General features: G+C 67.9%; 18 protein-coding genes and 1 pseudogene. 8 read left to right on the top strand and 11 right to left on the bottom strand.

The window, feature by feature from the left end; genetic code table 11:
- Positions 1 to 65 precede the first annotated feature (65 nt).
- The 3 genes from QSK35_RS08515 to QSK35_RS08505 are packed head-to-tail and all read right to left on the bottom strand — an operon-like array spanning position 66 to position 2,803.
- Complete coding sequence (locus tag QSK35_RS08515; RefSeq protein WP_285743968.1) at positions 66 to 254, bottom strand: antitoxin; 189 nt, start codon at positions 252 to 254, stop codon at positions 66 to 68.
- Positions 255 to 314: 60 nt separating this feature from the next.
- Complete coding sequence (locus tag QSK35_RS08510; RefSeq protein WP_285743966.1) at positions 315 to 2,129, bottom strand: FtsX-like permease family protein; 1,815 nt, start codon at positions 2,127 to 2,129, stop codon at positions 315 to 317.
- Positions 2,126 to 2,803 (bottom strand): ABC transporter ATP-binding protein, encoded by a 678-nt coding sequence (locus QSK35_RS08505; protein ID WP_285743964.1) that lies wholly within the window; start codon positions 2,801 to 2,803, stop codon positions 2,126 to 2,128. The genes QSK35_RS08510 and QSK35_RS08505 overlap by 4 nt, the downstream gene beginning before the upstream one ends.
- Positions 2,804 to 2,912: 109 nt before the next feature.
- Here QSK35_RS08505 and QSK35_RS08500 point away from each other — a divergent pair, with 109 nt between their 5' ends.
- The 5 genes from QSK35_RS08500 (at position 2,913) to QSK35_RS08480 (ending at position 6,819) form a co-directional block, all read left to right on the top strand.
- Positions 2,913 to 3,995 (top strand): sensor histidine kinase, encoded by a 1,083-nt coding sequence (locus QSK35_RS08500; protein ID WP_285743962.1) that lies wholly within the window; start codon positions 2,913 to 2,915, stop codon positions 3,993 to 3,995.
- A complete protein-coding gene (locus tag QSK35_RS08495) occupies positions 3,992 to 4,621 on the top strand; it encodes a response regulator (protein ID WP_285743960.1) in 630 nt (209 codons plus the stop codon). The genes QSK35_RS08500 and QSK35_RS08495 overlap by 4 nt, the downstream gene beginning before the upstream one ends.
- Before the next feature lie 60 nt (positions 4,622 to 4,681).
- Positions 4,682 to 5,029 (top strand): hypothetical protein, encoded by a 348-nt coding sequence (locus QSK35_RS08490; RefSeq protein WP_285743958.1) that lies wholly within the window; start codon positions 4,682 to 4,684, stop codon positions 5,027 to 5,029.
- A gap of 189 nt (positions 5,030 to 5,218) precedes the next feature.
- The gene (locus QSK35_RS08485) at positions 5,219 to 5,899 is read left to right on the top strand and encodes a peptidylprolyl isomerase (protein WP_285743956.1); all 681 of its coding nucleotides are present in this window, start codon (positions 5,219 to 5,221) and stop codon (positions 5,897 to 5,899) included.
- Positions 5,900 to 5,976: 77 nt separating this feature from the next.
- Positions 5,977 to 6,819 carry a trypsin-like serine protease gene (locus tag QSK35_RS08480; RefSeq protein WP_285743954.1) on the top strand — a complete coding sequence of 281 codons (843 nt, stop codon included), beginning with the start codon at positions 5,977 to 5,979 and terminating at the stop codon, positions 6,817 to 6,819.
- Here QSK35_RS08480 and QSK35_RS08475 read toward each other — a convergent pair whose 3' ends face one another.
- The 6 genes from QSK35_RS08475 to QSK35_RS08450 all read right to left on the bottom strand — a co-directional run bounded on the left by QSK35_RS08475 (position 6,820) and on the right by QSK35_RS08450 (position 13,559).
- Positions 6,820 to 7,437, bottom strand: coding sequence for a TetR/AcrR family transcriptional regulator (locus QSK35_RS08475; RefSeq protein ID WP_285744475.1), 618 nt, complete (start codon positions 7,435 to 7,437; stop codon positions 6,820 to 6,822).
- Positions 7,438 to 7,489: 52 nt separating this feature from the next.
- Entirely contained in the window at positions 7,490 to 8,656 is a 1,167-nt protein-coding gene (locus QSK35_RS08470) for an acyl-CoA dehydrogenase family protein (RefSeq protein ID WP_285743953.1), read from the bottom strand.
- On the bottom strand, positions 8,653 to 9,744 hold the full coding sequence (locus QSK35_RS08465) for a CaiB/BaiF CoA transferase family protein (RefSeq protein WP_285743952.1): 1,092 nt from the start codon (positions 9,742 to 9,744) through the stop codon (positions 8,653 to 8,655). Before QSK35_RS08465 ends, QSK35_RS08470 begins: the two co-directional genes overlap by 4 nt.
- 70 nt (positions 9,745 to 9,814) lie before the next feature.
- A complete protein-coding gene (locus tag QSK35_RS08460) occupies positions 9,815 to 10,936 on the bottom strand; it encodes a Glu/Leu/Phe/Val family dehydrogenase (protein WP_285743948.1) in 1,122 nt (373 codons plus the stop codon).
- A gap of 9 nt (positions 10,937 to 10,945) precedes the next feature.
- Entirely contained in the window at positions 10,946 to 12,094 is a 1,149-nt protein-coding gene (locus QSK35_RS08455; RefSeq protein WP_285743946.1) for an NAD(P)/FAD-dependent oxidoreductase, read from the bottom strand.
- Entirely contained in the window at positions 12,075 to 13,559 is a 1,485-nt protein-coding gene (locus QSK35_RS08450) for an aldehyde dehydrogenase family protein (RefSeq protein ID WP_285743944.1), read from the bottom strand. Before QSK35_RS08450 ends, QSK35_RS08455 begins: the two co-directional genes overlap by 20 nt.
- Before the next feature lie 77 nt (positions 13,560 to 13,636).
- Between QSK35_RS08450 and QSK35_RS08445 the strand changes: the two genes are divergently transcribed.
- Positions 13,637 to 14,563, top strand: coding sequence for a LysR family transcriptional regulator (locus tag QSK35_RS08445; RefSeq protein ID WP_285743942.1), 927 nt, complete (start codon positions 13,637 to 13,639; stop codon positions 14,561 to 14,563).
- Here the strand turns inward: QSK35_RS08445 and QSK35_RS08440 are convergent.
- On the bottom strand, positions 14,560 to 15,516 hold the full coding sequence (locus QSK35_RS08440) for a hypothetical protein (protein ID WP_285743940.1): 957 nt from the start codon (positions 15,514 to 15,516) through the stop codon (positions 14,560 to 14,562). The genes QSK35_RS08445 and QSK35_RS08440 overlap by 4 nt on opposite strands.
- A gap of 379 nt (positions 15,517 to 15,895) precedes the next feature.
- On the opposite strand from QSK35_RS08440, the gene QSK35_RS08435 reads away from it, so the two are divergent.
- Complete coding sequence (locus QSK35_RS08435) at positions 15,896 to 16,852, top strand: DUF222 domain-containing protein (RefSeq protein ID WP_285743938.1); 957 nt, start codon at positions 15,896 to 15,898, stop codon at positions 16,850 to 16,852.
- Positions 16,853 to 16,883: 31 nt separating this feature from the next.
- Positions 16,884 to 17,054, top strand: a pseudogene (locus QSK35_RS42690) (hypothetical protein); the annotation flags it as partial.
- A 175-nt stretch (positions 17,055 to 17,229) separates the two neighbouring features.
- On the opposite strand, the gene QSK35_RS08430 reads toward QSK35_RS42690, so the two are convergent.
- Positions 17,230 to 17,694, bottom strand: coding sequence for a DinB family protein (locus QSK35_RS08430; RefSeq protein ID WP_285743936.1), 465 nt, complete (start codon positions 17,692 to 17,694; stop codon positions 17,230 to 17,232).
- Between the last annotated feature and the right edge of the window lie 15 nt (positions 17,695 to 17,709).

Below are 17,709 nucleotides of genomic sequence, written 5' to 3'. Positions count from 1 at the left end.
GGGCGGTCCGGCGACAATCGACGATCGTCTAGAGGATCGTCTCGACTGGCGCCGGACCGGGCGATCTACTGCTGGTTCCCGAAGTTCCGCAGGCCTTCCTTGGCCTTCTCCTCGGCCTTGTCGATGTGCTCGGTGTGCTTGCCGCCGGTCCTCTCGTCAGCAATCTGACCAGCGCGGTCAACGGCCTGGTCGGCCTTGTCACCGTGCTTGCCGAGCATGTCCTTGGCCTTGTCCTTCAGCTCGTCGAAACCCATTGATTTCCCCTCTCATCTGGGTGTCGCGAGTTCATCGGGTACCCCGGCTGTATTCACGGCCTAAACATCGGCCAGTGCGGCGACCGGACTCGTGCGGGACGCGCGCCGCGCCGGGAGGAGTCCGGCGAGGACGGTCAACGCGCCCAGACCGACCACGACCAGCGCAACTCCCGCGAGCGGGATCTGCAACGGCCAGTTGACGCCCAGCGAGACGATGCCCAGCCAGGCGTACGGAATGCCGAGCGCCAGGCCGAGAACGGTACCGATCGCGCCGTACAGGAAGGCCTCGGTCGTGACCATCCGGCGCAGCCCGCGGCGGGACAGCCCGATCGCGCGCAGCAGGCCGGACTCGTTGGTGCGTTCCAGCACCGACAACGCCGTTGTCGAGCCGACACCGACGACCGCGATCAGCATGGTCAGGAGCATCAGACCGATCGCGACGGCGAACAGCGAGAAGAAGTAGTTCTCCTTCGCCGCGCGCTTGGCGGCCAGCGACTCGACGTCGAGTCCCTGTGCCGCTTCGAGCGGACCGTTGGCCAGCGCGCCGTCCGGCGTCTTCGGCCCACCAAGTTTGTCCACATCGGACGGATCGAGCACGGCGCTGGACCCCAGCGGCACGCCGCCGAACGCGGTGGCCGCGACGGTCAGCGTGACCTCGCCGGTCTCGGACTTCACGGGGATCCGGTCGCCGATCGCGAGGTGCAGCCGTTCCGCGGTCTTCATCGACAGGACGATCTTGCCCGGCCCCATGTCCTGAAGGTTTCCGTCGAACCGGAAGTCGGCCAGGTCGCGCAGCCCGCGCAGGTTCAGGTCGGACACCCGCATGATCATCGGCTGGACTCCGTTGTCCAGCTTCACCTCGATCCGCCGGTAGGGCAGCACGTCGGTGAGTCCGGACCGCGGCTCGACCGGTCCGGTGATCTCCAGGTCGGCCGGGTAGGCGCTCGCCATCTCGGCTTTGCCGAGGCTGCGCATGGTCTCCGCGCCGACCATCGAGCCGATCACCAGCGCGACGCCGAGCGCGACGACGGTCGTGATCGACGCGGCCCGGCGCGGCGCCCCGCCGACACCGCTGATCGCGAGGCCGCCGACCGGGCCGAGCCGGCGCAGCGGCAGGCTGAAGCCCCGCAACAGCGGGCCGATCAGCGCCGGACCGAGGCAGATCAGCGCGCCGAACGCGAGCGCGGCGCTCACCACGGTGGACAGCAACAGCTCCTCGGTCAGGCCGGGCGGCCGGATGCGGTCCGCGAAGCCCTCGATGATGACCTTGCGCACCATGAACGCGGCTCCGCCGGCGAGCGCGAGGCCGAGGGCCCAGCGCGGCCATCCGATCGCGCTCTTGGTGTCCTGCACCGCGGACGTGCGCAGCGCCTCGAGCGGCGACACCTTCGCGGCGTTGAACGCGGGCGCGAGCACGGCCAGCGTCGTGAGCACGAACGACCCGGCCACGACACCGATCGCCTCCGGCACCGGGAAACCCGGCGTGGCCAGCCCGAACACCGGCACGAGCTGACCTGCGGCGAGCGCGAGCGCCACCCCGGCGATGGACGCGAGCAGCCCGGTCCGCGCGCCCTCGGCGACGAGCTTGCGCGCGAGCGTCAGCCGGCCGGCGCCGATCGCCCGCAGCAGCGCGAGCTTGCGCATCCGTTGCGCGAACACGATGCGGAACGTCGACGTGGACACCAGCGCCGCCGCGATCATCGCGACCACGACGAACGCGCCGAGCAGCGCGAACACCTCGTGCAGCTGGGTCGGCTTGATGTTGTTGAGCGACCGGACGGTGATTTCCTTCGCGAGCACCGTGCCGTACGCGAAGAATGCCGCGATCATGATCGAGACGACCGGGAACAGGTTCTGGCCCCACCGCCTGGTCATGCCGCCACCCGCCCATCGGCCATGGTGACGACGTGATCGGCGTACCGGGCGGCGTTCGGGTCGTGCGTGACCATGACGACGGTCTGCCCGAACTGGCGCACCGACCCGCGCAGCAGGCCGAGCACCTCCGCGCTGGACTTCGAGTCGAGGTTGCCGGTCGGCTCGTCGGCGAACACGACCTCGGGCCGCGTGACCAGCGCCCGTGCCAGCGCGACGCGCTGCTGCTGGCCGCCGGACATCTCGCTGGGCCGGTGGTCGAGCCGGTTGTTGAGTCCGAGGACGTCGACCAGCTGTGCCATCCACTTGCGGTCGGGCTTCTTGCCCGCCAGCGTCAGCGGCAACGTGATGTTGTCGGCCGCGGACATCGTCGGCAGCAGGTTGAACGCCTGGAAGACGAACCCGATCCGTTCGCGCCGCACACGGGTGAGCAGCCGGTCGTTCAGGCCGGTCAGGTCGGTGCCGCCGAGCAGCGCGTGCCCGGACGTCGCGGTGTCGAGACCCGCGAGACAGTGCATCAACGTCGACTTGCCGGACCCCGACGGCCCCATGATCGCGCTGAACGCCGCGCGCGGGAACCCGACCGTCACACCGTCGAGCGCTCGAACCGAGTTGTCGCCGGAGCCGTAGACCTTGACGAGGTTCTGCGCGGCCACGGCGCTGGTGGAAGTGTTCACGCTTCGACACTCCCGTGTGGACCGCCTCACGAACATCGGCCCGCAGCAAGGGAGGGGTCTGTCTTTCGGCCGATCTGCGGAGTTCATGGGACTGAATAGGCTCACCGGCATGAAGTGGTACTGGCGGTTGGCCGCACTAGCCGGCCTGGGCGGGCTCGCCCTGTTCGACATCAACACGGGCCTGCTCAGGTTCCCGGCGGCCGACCGCTGGTTCGCGCCGTTCGCGCTGGTCATCTTCGTGCTGCCGGCGATCGCGTGGTTCCGCCCGCATCCCTTGCTAGCCGTGCTGGCCGCGCTGGCTTCCGTGTGCGGGGTGTTCTTCAACCCGGACCGCGAGACCAACTGGGGCCTGGTGGAGACGGCGTCGCTGTTCGGCGTGCTCCTGGTGACGACGCTGCGCGCCCGCTCGTGGTGGCAGGCGCCGATCGTCGTGCTGGTCCTGTTCGCGATCGTGGTCCAGCCGTGGGAGACGCTGACCGGCGAGCGGGCGTGGATCTTCTCGCTGATCCTGCTGGTGATCGGCGTGGCACTGATCGCGGTAGTCGGCTACCTGCGCCTGCTGGAATCCGCCCGGTCAAGGCAGCTGGCCGCGGTGCAGGCCGAGCAACGAGCCGAGTTCGCCCGCGACCTGCACGACTTCGTCGGCCACCACGTCACCGGCATCGTGGTGCTGGCCCAGGGCGCGCGCCGCATCGTTTCTCGTGACCCCTCTGCCGCCGCTCAGGCGTTGGAGCGCATCGAGCACGCGGGCAGCGAGGCGATGACCGCGATGCGCCGCATGGTCGGCATGCTGCGCATCGACGCGCCGATCGCCCCGCTGGCCGGCATCTCGGAGCTGTCCGACCTGGTCACCGGCTTCGGCCCGCAGGCGACGCTGAGCGTGAACGGCCCGGTCGACGACCTCCCGGTCGAGGTGACGTCGTCGGTCTACCGGGTGGTGATGGAGGCGTTGACCAACGTCCGCCGGCACGCTCTTGACGCTTCTTTTGTGGCGGTTTCGTTGGACAGCACCGACGACTGGGTCACCGTGCGCGTGACCAACGACGGAAAGGCTCCACGGAGCGAGGGCAAGGGTTTCGGTCTGCTCGGCCTGACCGAGCGGGTGCAGGCGCTGGGCGGCAGGATCAAGGCGGGGCCGGGTATCGACGGAGGCTGGGTCGTGGACGCGGCCGTGCCGAGGACGGGTGCATGACGATCAAGGTGATGGTCGCGGACGACCAGGCGATGGTCCGCGTGGGTTTCGGCATGATCCTGGGTGCCGAGCCGGACATCGAGGTGGTGGCGGAGGCGGAGGACGGCGTCCAGGCCGTGGCTCTGGCGCGCAGTACGAAGCCCGACGTGGCGTTGATGGACATCCGCATGCCGCGCATGGACGGCCTGGAAGCGTTGTCGCAGATAGCTTCTTTCGTGAACGTCGTGGTGGTCACCACGTTCGATCACGACGAGTACATCCACACCGCACTGCGCAACGGCGCGTGCGGGTTCCTGCTGAAGGACGCCGGTCCTGCTTTGTTGCTGGAAGCCGTGCGTGCGGCCTACACCGGCGATGCTTTGGTGTCCCCGTCCATCACGGTTCGTCTGCTGCAGCACCTGAATCCGCCCGCGCCCGTGCGTTCGCACTCCTTGTCGGCGCGCGAGCTGGACGTGGTGCGGCTCGTGGCTGTGGGACGCACGAACGCCGAGATCGCGGGGGAGTTGTTCATTTCCATCGGCACGGTGAAGACGCATCTGGCTTCGGTTCAGTCGAAGTTGGATGCTCGGAACCGGGTGGAGATCGCGGCGTGGGCGTGGGAGTCGCGTCTGGTCGGCCAAAAGTAAGAGGGGCAACCGGTCTCGCGGCAGAAGCGCTCCACAATGGACCTGGACAAACTGGTGCACATGAAGAAACTCCTGCTGTTCATCCCTCCCTTCCTGCTCGCGGTGGCGGCTTGTGGCACGAAGAGCTATACCTACGAGGTCTTCTACTCGATCGACGGCACCGGGTCGGTTGAGATCACCGGCAAGGATCCGGCTGCGGGTACCACGTGGACCGAGACGCAGCAGTTGCCGGTGAAGCGGCGGGCGTTCATCGCCAACGGGTTGGGGCAGACGTGGGTGTCCGTGAAGCCGGTCGAGGGTTCCGGGGACCTGACGTGTGTGCTGCAGGTCGAGAAGGAGCCTGAGGTCCGGCAGACCGGGAACCCCGCTCGGTGTGAGTTCACCATCACCGAGGACACCGACAACTAGGTCTGGTTGTGGTTGGCGGCGTCAAGCCCCAATCGCACTCGCAAGCACCGCAGCGCCCCGCCCCAGGACCCGCGAAATCGCCCCCTGGACCACCGCGCCTACGGCCCGGACCACGAAACCGACGCCCAGACCACCCGCGTCATCGGTGAATGATTGCCGCCACCCCCAGCACCCGTTAGACAATCGCGCATGAGGCGAATCGCGGCATGCGCGGCGGCTGTGGCACTGGCCGTCGGATTCATCACCGTCGGCAGCGCTCAGGCGGCTGAACGCCCCGCGTGCGGGTTCACGAAGACACCGGACGAACCTCCCGCTCGTCCGGTGTCCATCCCGCAGGATCCGTGGCGCACCAAGGGCAAGGTCTACGTCAGCATCAAGACGAGCCAGGGCGACATCCCGCTGCTCCTCGACCGCGCGAAGGCCCCGTGCACCGTGCACAGCTTCGTGCACCTCGCGAACCACCGCTTCTACAACGACACCGACTGCCACCGGCTGACCGCGTACACCACGCTGAAGGTGCTGCAGTGCGGCGACCCGACCGGCACCGGTGAGGGCGGGCCCGGCTACAAGTACAAGGACGAGCTGCCGACCGATCTGAAGCCGGCGCCCAACGACCCGACCGGTCAGCGGCGGATCTACCCGCGCGGCACGGTCGCGATGGCCAACGCGGGGCCGGACACGAACGGCAGCCAGTTCTTCTTCGTGCAGACGGACTCGATTCTGCGGCCCAACTACTCGGTGTTCGGCACGATCCTGCCCGAGGGGCTCAAGACGCTGGACAAGATCGCCGCTGGTGGGATCGCCGGCGAGAACCCGCTGGACGGCAAGCCGAAGGTGAGCGCGCACCTCTACAAGGTCAAGGCCTGCTGATACGTCATCTGTGAAACCTGTCCTCGACGGCGTGCACGGGGTTAACTCCCGCGCACGCCGTCGAAGGAGCTTCAAGCATGCGTTTGAGAAGCATCACCGTGGCCACCGCCGCCGTCCTCGCCGTGGCCGCGCAACCCGCGTCCGCGATCAACTCCTACAACGCCGTCCCGGCGCCCGAACGCACCGAAGTGGGCGCGCTGGTAGCGACCTGGGACAACGACGACAACCCCGCCACACCCGATCGCGTCGACTGGGTGTGCAGCGGCACGATGATCGACGCCGACACGTTCCTCACCGCCGCGCACTGCACGACCGACTGGCCGGCGAACGTGAGGTTCTACGTGTCGCTGCACCAGGACGTGCAGTCGGCGCTCGACCACGCCACCGGCACGCCCGCGCAGATCGCGGCGGCCGTGGGTGTGCAGGGCGTCGCGCACTCGCACCCGGCTTACCCCGGCCCGGCCTCGGATCCGCACGACATCTCGGTGATCGAGGTGCCCGCGAAGGAGATGAGGGCTCGCTGGACGTTCACCGCGGCCACGCTCCCGACCGAGAACAAGCTCGACCAGCAAAAACTGAAAGACACGTCGTGGACGGTCGCGGGCTACGGCACACAGGAAGCGCAGCGGCAGCCGGGTGGGCAGACGCACCCCGGTGGTGGCGTGCGGATGAAGGCACCGGTCACGTTCGACGCGCTCAACAACGCGTGGGTGCGGCTCGCCATGACCGCGCCGCAGGGTAACGGCGGCGCCTGCTACGGCGACTCGGGCGGGCCCAACTTCGCCGTCATCGACGGGAAGCTGACGCTGGCTGCCACGACGATCACCGGTGACACGCCGTGCTACGCGACGAACGTCGTCTACCGGCTCGACACCGCTGGGGCGCGTGACTTCCTGCGCCCGTTCGTCACCTTGCCCTGATCAGCATTCACGACCCGTCCACCCCTGTAAGGCGGCGTAGAACGCGTCGCACAGACGCCTGACGACGGCGGCCTCGGTCAGACCGGCCGCCTTCGTCAGGTCGATGATCTCGCGCGGGTCGAACAGGACGTTGTGCAGGAACCGGGCCGTCTCCAGCCACTGCTCGGGCAAACCTAGGTCCGCCAGTACGCCGCGCAGCGGCGCGTCCCACGCCGCGCAAATCCGCAAAGCGAAGGGATCGCCGCTGCGCAGGCGTTCCAGGAACCCGCGCCGCGACCGGTCGCGCACGATCACCGGGCCGTGCACGCCCTGCAGCTTCACCCAGCGGGCGACCACGTGCTCGAACAGCTCCTTGCCGGTCTTCTTGCTGCGTTGGCCGTGCTCGCGCAGGCTCTCCACCACGTCCTCGTTGTAGGCGACGACGAGTGCGTCCAGCGACGAGAAATGCCGGTACGCGGTGGCCTGGGAAAGCGCGGCGCGCTGGGCGATCGACTGCATCGTCGCCGTGGCGGGTTCCGTTCGCAGCACGTGCGTCGCCGCGTCGAGCAGACGCTTGCGGTTGCGGCGAGCGTCGCTGCGGTCGGCACTTCGGGCACGCTGTTCGTCTGGCGCGGTCAGGGTTCCCCTCCTCGACTCCGTCCCGCGGGGCGTTCGCAGGATAGAGGCGAGATCAGCGGAACGAAGCGATTCCGGTCAATGCGTGGCCGATGGATAGCAAATGGATGTCGGAAGTACCTTCGTAAGTCAGTACCGACTCGAGGTTGTTGGCGTGTCGCAGCGGCGAGTACTCGAGCGAGATGCCGTTCGCGCCGAGCACGGTCCGCGCCTCGCGGGCGACCGCGATCGCGGCTTCCACGTTGTTGTATTTGCCCACACTGATTTGTTCCGGACGCAACGTGCCGGCTTCCTTCAGCCGCGCCAGGTGCAGCGCCAGCAGCATCGCGTTCGACACCTGCACGGTCATCGTGGCCAGCTTGCGCTGCGTGAGCTGGAACGCGGCGATCGGCTTGTCGAACTGCACGCGCGTACCGGAATAGGAAAGCGCCGCCTGCAAAGAGTCGCGCGCCGCGCCGACCGCGCCGAACACGATGCCGAAGCGCGCCTCGTTCAGGCACGACAAAGGCGCGCCCAACGAAACCGCGTGCGGCAGTCGCGCCGAATCGGGCAGCCGCACGTCCTCCAAAACGAGCTCGGAAGTGACGGATGCTCGCATTGACAGCTTGTGCTTGATGTCAACCGTCGAAAAACCGGGCGTGCCGCGGGGTACGAGGAATCCTCGGAATCCCTCCTCGGTGTTCGCCCACACGGTGGCGACGTCGGCCAGCCCACCGTTCGTGATCCACATTTTGGAACCGTTGAGGATCCAGTCGGAACCGTCCCGCACCGCACGGGTGCGCATGCCCTTCGGGTTGCTGCCGAAGTCCGGCTCGGTCAGGCCGAAGCAGCCGATCGCGTCACCGGACGCCAGGCGCGGCAGCCACTCCTGCTTCTGCTCCTCGGACCCGTACTTCCAGATCGAGAACATCGACAGCGAGCCCTGCACGGACACGAAGCTGCGGACGCCGCTGTCCACGGCCTCCAGCTCCAGACACGCCAGGCCGTACGCGGTGGCCGACGTGCCCGCACACCCGTACCCCTCGAGGTGCATGCCCAGCACGCCGAGCTTGCCCAGCTCCTGCGCCAGCTCACGCGGCAGCGAACCCGACTCGAACCACTCGGGGACGTGCGGCCGCACGTGGTCGGTCAGATACGCGGCGACGGTCGCCTGGATGTCGCGGTCCTCGTCGGACAGCAACGACTGGATGTCCAGCAACTGCAACGGATCCTGCACGATCATTCACTCCTGAGCTGTGGTGGCCGAAGCCGGTAGGAAACTGGGGTGCGCGACATCCGGATCGGGTTCGACACGAACGAGAGCCCGTCGATGTCCACGGTCGGCGAGAGCCCGAGCGACGACGCCAGGTCGAACGCCGCGGCGAGGTCGTTCACCGGACCGCACGGCACGTCGAGCACCGAGAACCAGTGCTCCGCGGGTTTCGTGAGCAACCGCGCGGAAAGCACCTCGTACAACTCGTCGACGTGCTGCACCCGCAAGGTGTTCGTGGCGAACCGCGGATCGACCGGCAGGTCCAGCGAGGCGCAGAGCCGCTCGAACTGGCGATCGTTGCCCACGGCGAGGACGATCGGCCGGTCCGCGGTCGGGAACACCTCGTAGGGCGCGATCGACGGGTGCCGGTTGCCCATGAACCGCGGCACGGCGCCGGCCAGCGCGTAGCCGGCGCTCTGGTTCACCATGCTGGACAGCAGAACTGACAACAGGTTGAGCTCGACCAACTGACCCTGACCGGTCGCGTCACGATGCCGCAGCGCGGCCAGGATGCCGATGGTGGCGTGCAACCCGGTCAGCACGTCGACCAGCGCGACACCCGTCTTCACCGGCTGGTCGGTGCCGGTCATGCTCATCAGGCCGCCGACCGCCTGCACCAGCAGGTCGTAGCCGGGCAGCTCGGACCCGGCACCGAACCCGGTGACCGAGCAGTAGACGAGGTCCTCACGGCCCAGCGACTCGTAGTCGAGACCGAACTTCTTCATCGTGCCCGGCTTGAAGTTCTCGACCACGACGTCGGCCCGTGCGATCAGCTGACGAGCGGACTCCACACCCTCGGGCGTGCCCAGGTCGATGAACACCGAGCTCTTGTTGCGGTTGACCGACAGGAAGTACGTCGCCTCGTCCTCGACCCACGGCGGACCCCACGTGCGCGTCTCGTCGCCACGGCCGGGCTGCTCGACCTTGATCACCTCGGCACCGAGGTCGCCGAGCATCATCGTCGCGTACGGCGCCGCCAGCACGCGGCTGAAGTCGGCGATCACCAAGCCACCCAACGCGCGTGTCTTACGCTCCGGCCCCGTGTGTCTTACGTTCATGCTGTCGCCCTCCCTGGCACCGGTGCGGGAACGTAAGACACGGGGTGCCGGAAGGTAAGACTCGCGGGGGTCATGCGACCCGGCCCCGCAGCTTCATCGCCTCCAGCACCCGCTCCTGCGCCAGCGAACGCGCGGCCACGTGCGTGGTGACCGAGCGGTTGCGCGACTCGACGATCACGTGCGCGGCGTTGGCGCGCAGCTTGGCCGACACCGCGTCCAGCACGGTCGCGGGGTTCACCGGGAACGGCGAGTACCGCGCATCCATCCCGTATGCCGCCGCGACCACACCACCCGCGTTCGCGATGAAGTCCGGCACGACCGTGATGCCGCGCGAAGCCAGTACGTCCTGCGCCGCAACGGAAGTCGGCAGGTTCGCACCCTCGACGATCAACGACGCCTTGAGGTGCCCGGCGATCTCGTCGTCGATCACGTCCTGCAACGCGGCCGGGACGAGCACGTCACACGGCACGAGCAGCTCGGTGCCGAGCGCCTGCACCGGCCCGTACTCCTTGACCGCCAGGTCACCGTACGACGCACGCAGCTTCAACAGGCGCGTGATGTCCAGACCGTCCGGGTCGTGCAGCGCGCCGTGCACCGACGACACGGCCACCACGGCAGCGCCCAGCTCCACGAACCGCTTCGCCGCCGCCGCGCCGACCGCGCCGAACCCCTGGATCGCGATCCGCTTGCCTTCCAACGACATCAGCTCGTCCGCGACCTCGGCGACGCCGAACCCGGTGACGCCCAGCTCGTCGTACGGCAGACCACCGAGCGCGGCAGGCGCGCCCATCATGGCCCCGCGATCGCCGAGCTCGTCCTGCACGATCGCCGCGTCGCGCTCGGTCAGCCCCATGTCGAGGCCCAGCACGTACTCGCGCGGCACCTCGTTGGAGAGCTTGCGCGCGAACGCCCGCAGCGCGGCTTCCTTGTCCGGCGACGACGGGTCGAACACGATGCCCGCCTTGGCGCCGCCGAAGAACAGGTCGACCCCGGCCCATTTCCACGTCATCACGCGGGCGAGCCGCGCGATCTCGGCCGTGGTCACGGTCGGGCTCATCCGGGTGCCGCCCTTGCCCATGCCGCGGGCGGTGTTGTCGATGACCAGCACGCCCTTCATCCCGGTGCGGCGGTCCGAGACGGCGACGACCTTCTCCGGTCCCCACTCGTCCATGAGCTGCAGAACGTCCGTCATCACTTTCCCTTACACGACGTTGAGTTCGGGGCGCGTCTCGTCCGCGGCGAAGCGGGTGACGTCCAAAGAGGACACGTCGAACATCGGCGCGCGCTCCAGATAGAGGTCTCGGATGATCTCGCCGACCGCCGGGCCCTGCAGGAAGCCGTGCCCGGAGAACCCGGTGGCGTAGAGGAAACGCGACACGCCACGGGACTCGCCGATGATCGCGTTGTGGTCCGGCGACACCTCGTACAGCCCGGCCCACCCGGTCCGCACGCCGACGTCCAGCAACGACGGCGCCCGCTTCTCGATCGCGGCGGTCAGCCGGGGCATCCAGGCATCGGACACGTCCAGCTTGAACCCCGGTGTCTCCTCCGGGTCCGACATGCCGAACAGCAGGCCGCGGCCCTCACGGTGGAAGTAGAACGTCGAGGCGAAGTCGATCGTGAACGGCACCACGGGGTCGAGCGAGGGCATCGGCTCGGTGAACATCACCTGGCGCCGCAACGGAACCACGGGCAGATCGACCCCGACCATCTCACCGATCGAAGGCGCCCACACACCGGCCGTGCAGATCACGGCGTTCGTGCGGATCGTGCCGCGGTCGGTCACCACACCCGTGATGTCGTTGCCGGACATCAGGATGTCGGTCACGGCCGTGTGCGTGTGCAGCCGGGCGCCGAGCCGGCGGGCCGCCGTGGCGTACCCGAGCACGACCGACTCGGGCGTGCAGTGGCCGTCGTCGGGGGAGTAGGCCGCGGCGAGCAGCCCCTCGGTGCTGATCAACGGCGACATGGCGCGAGCTTCCGCCACGCTGATCATCCGCGACGGCACGCCGAGCGAGTTCTGCAGCGCCACGTTGCGCTCGAACGCCTCGACGTGCGCGGGATCCGACAACAGGAACAGGTACCCGACCTGGTGCAGGTCGATCTCCTGGCCGGGCCGCTCACTGAACCGCTTGAACGCCTCCAGCGACCGCGCACCCAGCTGGATGTTCAGCTCGTCGGAGAACTGCGCCCGCACGCCACCGGCGGCCTTGCAGGTCGACCCGGAGCCGAGCTCGTCCCGTTCGACGAGAACGACATCACGCACACCGGCCTCGGCGAGGTGAAAGGCGATGGACGTGCCCATCACCCCGCCACCGACGATGACTACCTCAGCTGAGTCGGAAATCAAGGTCGGCCTCGATCTCCAGGGTGTCCATCTGGGCCTTCTGCAGCTTGCCCGAGTAGTCCCAGTTCATCGACTGCCAGCGGGTGAACTGGTCGAGCACCCACACGCCGGACTGGCGGGAACCGTTGCCGGACTTGCCGTTGCCGCCGAACGGCAGGTGCGCCTCGGCACCGGACGTCGAGTTGTTGACGCTGACCATGCCCGCGCCGATGCCGGCACGGAACCGGAACGCCTTGTTCGGGTCGGTCGTGTAGATCGAGCAGGAAAGCCCGTAGCCCGGCAGGTTCCCGAGCTCGATGGCTTCGTCCAAAGTGGAGTACTTCGTCACGCCGACGATCGGGCCGAACGTCTCCTGCAGGAACAGCTCGTCGGTCTTCCGCACGCCGCTGACGATCGCGGGATGGTAGAAGAAGCCGTCGCCGCCGGTGAACCCGTTGCGCGGGTTGGCCTCGGTGATGCGTCCGGTCGGACCGTGCACGGTGTGGTGCTCGCCGATCCAGCCGAGGTACTTCTCGTACGACAGCGCGAACTTCTCGTCCAGCAGCGGCCCGTACAGCACGTCACCGGTCGGGTCACCGACGACGGCGCTTTCGACGGCCGCCACGAACTTGCGCAGGAACTCGTCGTACACGGACTCGTGCACGATCGCGGTGCCCAGCGAGGTGCAGCGCTGACCGGCCGAGCCGAACCCGGCGAACAGCGCGCCCTGCACGGCCAGGTCGAGGTCCGCGTCCTCGGTGACGACCATCGGGTTCTTGCCGCCCAGCTCCAGGCACGGCGTCTGCAGGTGGCGGCCGCACAGCTCGCCGATCCGCACGCCGACCTCGCTGGACCCGGTGAAGCCGACCTTGTCCACCAGTCCCTCGGTCAGGGCCCGCTCCAGACCGTCGTACGTCTCCGACCCCTCGGCGAAGACGACGTTGAACACCCCGTCCGGGATGCCGCCGGCCTGGAAGATTTCGTAGAAGGCCTGCGCACTGGCCGCGGAGTACTCGGCGGGCTTCCACACCACCGAGTTGCCGCAGAGCAGGGCGGGGACGATGTACCAGGACGGCACGGCCACCGGGAAGTTGCCCGCGGTGATGATCGCCGCGACGCCGACCGGGTTGCGGAACGTGAACAGCTGCTTGTCCGGCATCTCCGACGGCACGGTCATGCCGTATAGGCGGCGACCCTCACCGACGAAGAAGTTGCACGTGTCGACGATCTCCTGCACCTCGCCGCGCGCCTCCGCGATCGGCTTGCCGATCTCGCGGGTCACGAGCTGGGCCAGCTGCTCGGCGTTGGCCTCGACGAGCCGGCCGATGTTGCCGATGACCTGGCCGCGGATCGGGGCCGGCACCTTCGCCCACTCGCGCTGGGCCTGCTTGGCGCGCCGGGCGGCGTCGACGAAGTCGCTGCTTGTGGCGAGCTGGACCTCGGTGACCACGTCGTTGGGGTTCGCGGGGTTCGTGGAGACGTACGGCATGCTTTCAAGCCTGGTACCTGTGGCGTTCGTCCGCCAGGGGTAGCGGACCTCAGGCCTTCTCAGCATAAGCTGTCCTGGTGCTGAATCCGGTCCACCTGCGCACGCTCGTCGAGGTGGTGCGCACCGGCTCGTTCGCCGAGGCCGCGCGCCGTCTCGGCTACACGTCCTCGGCCGTATCGCAGCAGATCAGCGCCTTCGAACGCGCGGTCGGCGTGACCCTGTTCGAACGCGAGGCGCACAGCATCCGTCCCGCCTCGGCGGCGTTGCTCATCGCGGACCGTGGCGGCGAGCTGCTGGCCGCGTGGGACGGCTTCGAGCACGAGATCCGCGCGATGGTCCAGGGGCTGCGCGGGCGCCTGCGCCTCGGCACGTTCCCCACCGCCTCGGCCCGCGTCGTGCCGTTCGCGGTGGCCCGGCTCTCGGCCGAGCTGCCGGACGCCGAGATCCGGCTCGACGAGGCCGAACCCGACGACGTGCTGCCGCTGGTGTTGTCCGGCGAGCTCGACTTGGCGCTCGTCTACTCGTACGACCTCGTGCCGGTGACGTGGCCGGAGGAGCTGACCGTTCTCCCGTTGCTCGACGAGTCCCTGTTGGTTCTGGTGCCCGCCGGGCATCCCGCCGCCCGGCCTGCGGTGCGGTTGGACGACCTGGCCGGCGAACGCTGGATCGCTTCCCGTGACGGGACTTCCGGTGCGACCTGCCTTGTGCGACTGTGCGCCGCTTCGGGGTTCGCGCCGCGAATCGCGTTCCGCAGCAACGACTACGACGTCGTGCAGTCGCTGGTGTCCGCCGGGGTTGGTGTGGCGCTGGTGCCGGCTCTGGGGTACAAGCCGTCGCCCGGTGTGCACGCGATGCCGTTGCGGCAGAAGCCTTTGCGGCGCCACGTGTCCGCGGTGCACCGGTCCGCCAACACCAACCCCCTGCTACGCGACGCCCTGTCGGCGTTGCGTGAGGCCGGTGCTCGAGCGGGTGGTGAGTTCATCCACCCGACGGCCCAGTCCTAGTCGGGCTCGTACTCGAAGTGCTTCTTGAGCGACTTCTGCGCGTCCGCGGACTTCGGGTCGAACGCGTGCAGCCGCAGCCCGGAGTGCGAGCGCCGCCTCGGCAGGACGAGGTCACGGGCGAAGTCGCTCTCCGTCAGGTCGCCCGCCTCGATGGTCCAGAACTCCTCGGCGTCCTTCCACACGTCACGGGCCTGCTTGTTCAACGGTAGGTCCGCCCGGTTCTCGCCGCGCGCGTTGTGGTCGACGTGGATCAGTTCGTGCATCAGCTCGACCCGGCTCGGGGAGAAGTACGGGTCGCCCTTCTGGTTGAACGAAACCGATCCGCGAAGAATGCTCCACAAAGCGTCGCGTACCGTCGTGTTCTTGAATGCCTTCGTCGGGTCCTCCAACGTTCCAGCATAAACGGGTGCGGTGATTACGCTTTCCCCGCCGGGGCCTCTAACGATTTTCGACAGGCGGTCGCGTGCCTGCGCTTCCGTTTCCTGCTCGGTCATCGCAGCCGCGTCCGGAGCCGCCGTCGCGTGCACGCCGCGTGCGTTCGGGTCGGCCATCAGGCTGCTCGGCTTGGACTTGTAGGCGATCCCGATGGTGATCGTCTTGCCGGTCTGGGCCAGTGACGCGATGAGCCGCTGACCGGGCTTGCCCTCCGCGGAGACCCACAGGGAGAGCGCGAGGAACGCCCGCACGGCACCGAGAAACTCCAGTTCCATGGCCTTGAGGGTCTCGTCGGTTGAGATCGTGCGGCCGATCTGGAAGCTCGACAGCGCCTTGGCGAGATCGCCGCTGCCCTCTGGCACGGCTCCTGGAGTGGAGACGACCGTCTCGTACACGCGGAACGCGATGTCGGCGTGCTTGAAGATCAGCGGACTGTAGTCCGTTTGTCTCGCGATGGCCGTCTCGGTGTCGTACTTGACTAATTCCAGCGTGATGCTGTCCGCGATGAACCTTTCCACCTCGTGTAGCGCGCGGAGGAGGCGCGGGAAGTCGTTGACTCGGCCTACCTGTGAAATCAACTCCTTTGGCGGCTTGACTTCCTCCAGGATGGCTACGATCTTTTGCGCGATTCCATCGTACATTGACTACTCCTTGGCCTGGCGGAGCGCAAACAATCCACTCTATCCAGGGTTTCGGAAATACTCTTCGGTAATGCTCCGGTTGGGCTTTGGGTGCGGCCTGCGGCCGCGACACGAGGCATGCCTCCGGGTGGCTTGAGCTTGATCTTTGATTCACCCGATCGTGTCACACGTTTTCGCAGGTAAACGCGTTATCCGGTCGTGATCTTGCCGTTAGATCCGTGTGCGTCATGAGCGGCTGCTGCGCTGGATTGCCGAGATGGACCGGCGTGGCCTGGCCGCCGAGCTGGGCTACAAGGACCTGGTCGGGGTGTTGAAGGATCGGGTGCATTGGGATCCGAGTGTGTCGAAGGCGAAGCGACGCCGGGCGCGGCTGCTGATGCATCAGCTGGGTCCTACTGGCGCGTCGATCGAGCCCGAACGCCCGGCCACCGCCGAGGCCATGGCTGAGGGCGAGCTGACCGAGGAGCATGTCGACGCGATCGCCAGGGCGATGAAGAACGTGCCCGCCGATGCCACCGCGGACAAGACGGCGTTCGTCGAGCGGCAGCTGGCGGAGTTCGGCCGGACGTTCGAGCCGGGCGCGATCCGTGACTTCGGCCGCAGGGTGGTCTACCACCTGTTCCAGAACGACCCCGAACCCGACGAGAAGGATCCGGCGCCGCCCAGCGACAAGCTGGTGGCGCGGTGGGAACGTGGCCGGTACCGGGGCAACTTCGATTTGGGGCCGGAGACCGGCGCCAAGCTGGAGGCGATGCTGGACCCGCTGGCCAAGCCGCGCCGCGCCCGCCCGGAAGGCTCGGATCCGCAGGCACAGCCCCAGCCCGCCGACGACCTCGAGGGCCCCGACACTCGTACCTACGCCGAGCGGCAGGGTGACGCGTTCGCCGAGCTGGTCGACCTGGTGCTGCGCGCGGACGTGCTGCCCGAGCACGGCGGCGAGACCGTCACCCTGGCCATGACGGTGTCCTACGACGACCTGGCCGCGAAGACGGGTCACGCGGTGCTGGACAACCAGGAACGCATCCCGGTCAAGCAGCTGCGCAAGCTGGCCTGCGAGGCAGGCGTCATCCCGATCGTCTTGGGCAGCCGCTCGCAGCCGCTCAACGTCGGCCGCAAAGCGCGGCTGTTCAACAGCGGCTTACGCCGAGCCCTCGTCGCACGGGACCGGGGCTGCGCGTTCCCCGGGCTGCAACCGGCCACCACGGCACTGTGAAGGCCACCACGTCACACACTGGGCCGATGGCGGCAGGACGAGCCTGCACAACGGCGTGCTGCTGTGCCGCCGACATCACGACCTGATCCATCACAGCGAGTGGGAAGTGAAGCTCCGCAATGGAATCCCGTACTTCATCCCACCGGCGTTCCTCGACCCGCTACGTCAGCCGAGACGTAACCCCCTGCACATGGTGAGCTGACGCATAGCAAAACGGTGCCAACTCCAGCCACCTCATCCCAGCCACGCCCGCAACCGCACCGAACGAACGCAACCCAGCCAACGGATCGGGACCCACGCCCAAAGCCAGCCATCTTTTCTCGGTACGAGGCACGCCGACGAAGGAGGCATGCCTCGTGTCGCGGCCGCAGGCCGCGTTACTCACCCACCTCCCCATCAGCCAACTCGCGAAGGAAGTCCAGGTGCCCCACGTGCCGGGCAGTCTCCTGAGTCACGTGCTGCATGATCCACCGAACAGTGAAGTCGCCATTAGCCGAGAGATCATCCGGCTTCCGACCGCTGAGCGCGTCCTTGGCGTTCGCCCACTCGTCGCGATACTTGGCGATGAGGCTCGACGGAGTGTCCTCTTCGGACAGATTCCACGACGGATCCGGACTACCCTGCCACAACGAGGGAAGATCCGACCCGCCGCCCGCGATGCACAACCAGTAGCGCTCAACCGCGATGAGGTGCTTCAACACGCCGAGCACCGTCATCTTCGGGGATGTGGGCACAGGTGCGGCGGCGGCCAGATCGCGCGTCAGACCTTCGACCTTCATGACGGCGGTGTGGCGGAGGAAATCCAGGAAGTCCCACTGGAGCTGCAACTCGTCGTGGGCCATGGGCTCGGGCCAGCG

It is taken from the genome of Lentzea sp. NBRC 105346 (genome assembly GCF_030269605.1).
GTDB lineage: Bacteria > Actinomycetota > Actinomycetes > Mycobacteriales > Pseudonocardiaceae > Lentzea.
The sequence above is the reverse complement of the archived record's forward strand: the minus strand, read 5'-3'. Positions and strand labels throughout refer to the sequence as shown.

Excerpts from the sequence above, each read along its gene's own strand:
- QSK35_RS08430 (WP_285743936.1), bottom strand. The coding sequence starts at position 17,694 with ATGGCCCACGACGAGTTGCAGCTCCAGTGGGACTTCCTGGATTTCCTC.
- QSK35_RS08465 (WP_285743952.1), bottom strand. The coding sequence starts at position 9,744 with ATGAACGTAAGACACACGGGGCCGGAGCGTAAGACACGCGCGTTGGGT.
- QSK35_RS08450 (WP_285743944.1), bottom strand. The coding sequence starts at position 13,559 with ATGCCGTACGTCTCCACGAACCCCGCGAACCCCAACGACGTGGTCACC.
- QSK35_RS08435 (WP_285743938.1), top strand. The coding sequence starts at position 15,896 with ATGGACCGGCGTGGCCTGGCCGCCGAGCTGGGCTACAAGGACCTGGTC.
- QSK35_RS08470 (WP_285743953.1), bottom strand. The coding sequence starts at position 8,656 with ATGATCGTGCAGGATCCGTTGCAGTTGCTGGACATCCAGTCGTTGCTG.
- QSK35_RS08460 (WP_285743948.1), bottom strand. The coding sequence starts at position 10,936 with ATGACGGACGTTCTGCAGCTCATGGACGAGTGGGGACCGGAGAAGGTC.
- QSK35_RS08500 (WP_285743962.1), top strand. The coding sequence starts at position 2,913 with ATGAAGTGGTACTGGCGGTTGGCCGCACTAGCCGGCCTGGGCGGGCTC.
- QSK35_RS08515 (WP_285743968.1), bottom strand. The coding sequence starts at position 254 with ATGGGTTTCGACGAGCTGAAGGACAAGGCCAAGGACATGCTCGGCAAG.
- QSK35_RS08490 (WP_285743958.1), top strand. The coding sequence starts at position 4,682 with ATGAAGAAACTCCTGCTGTTCATCCCTCCCTTCCTGCTCGCGGTGGCG.
- QSK35_RS08485 (WP_285743956.1), top strand. The coding sequence starts at position 5,219 with ATGAGGCGAATCGCGGCATGCGCGGCGGCTGTGGCACTGGCCGTCGGA.
- QSK35_RS08480 (WP_285743954.1), top strand. The coding sequence starts at position 5,977 with ATGCGTTTGAGAAGCATCACCGTGGCCACCGCCGCCGTCCTCGCCGTG.
- QSK35_RS08510 (WP_285743966.1), bottom strand. The coding sequence starts at position 2,129 with ATGACCAGGCGGTGGGGCCAGAACCTGTTCCCGGTCGTCTCGATCATG.
- QSK35_RS08495 (WP_285743960.1), top strand. The coding sequence starts at position 3,992 with ATGACGATCAAGGTGATGGTCGCGGACGACCAGGCGATGGTCCGCGTG.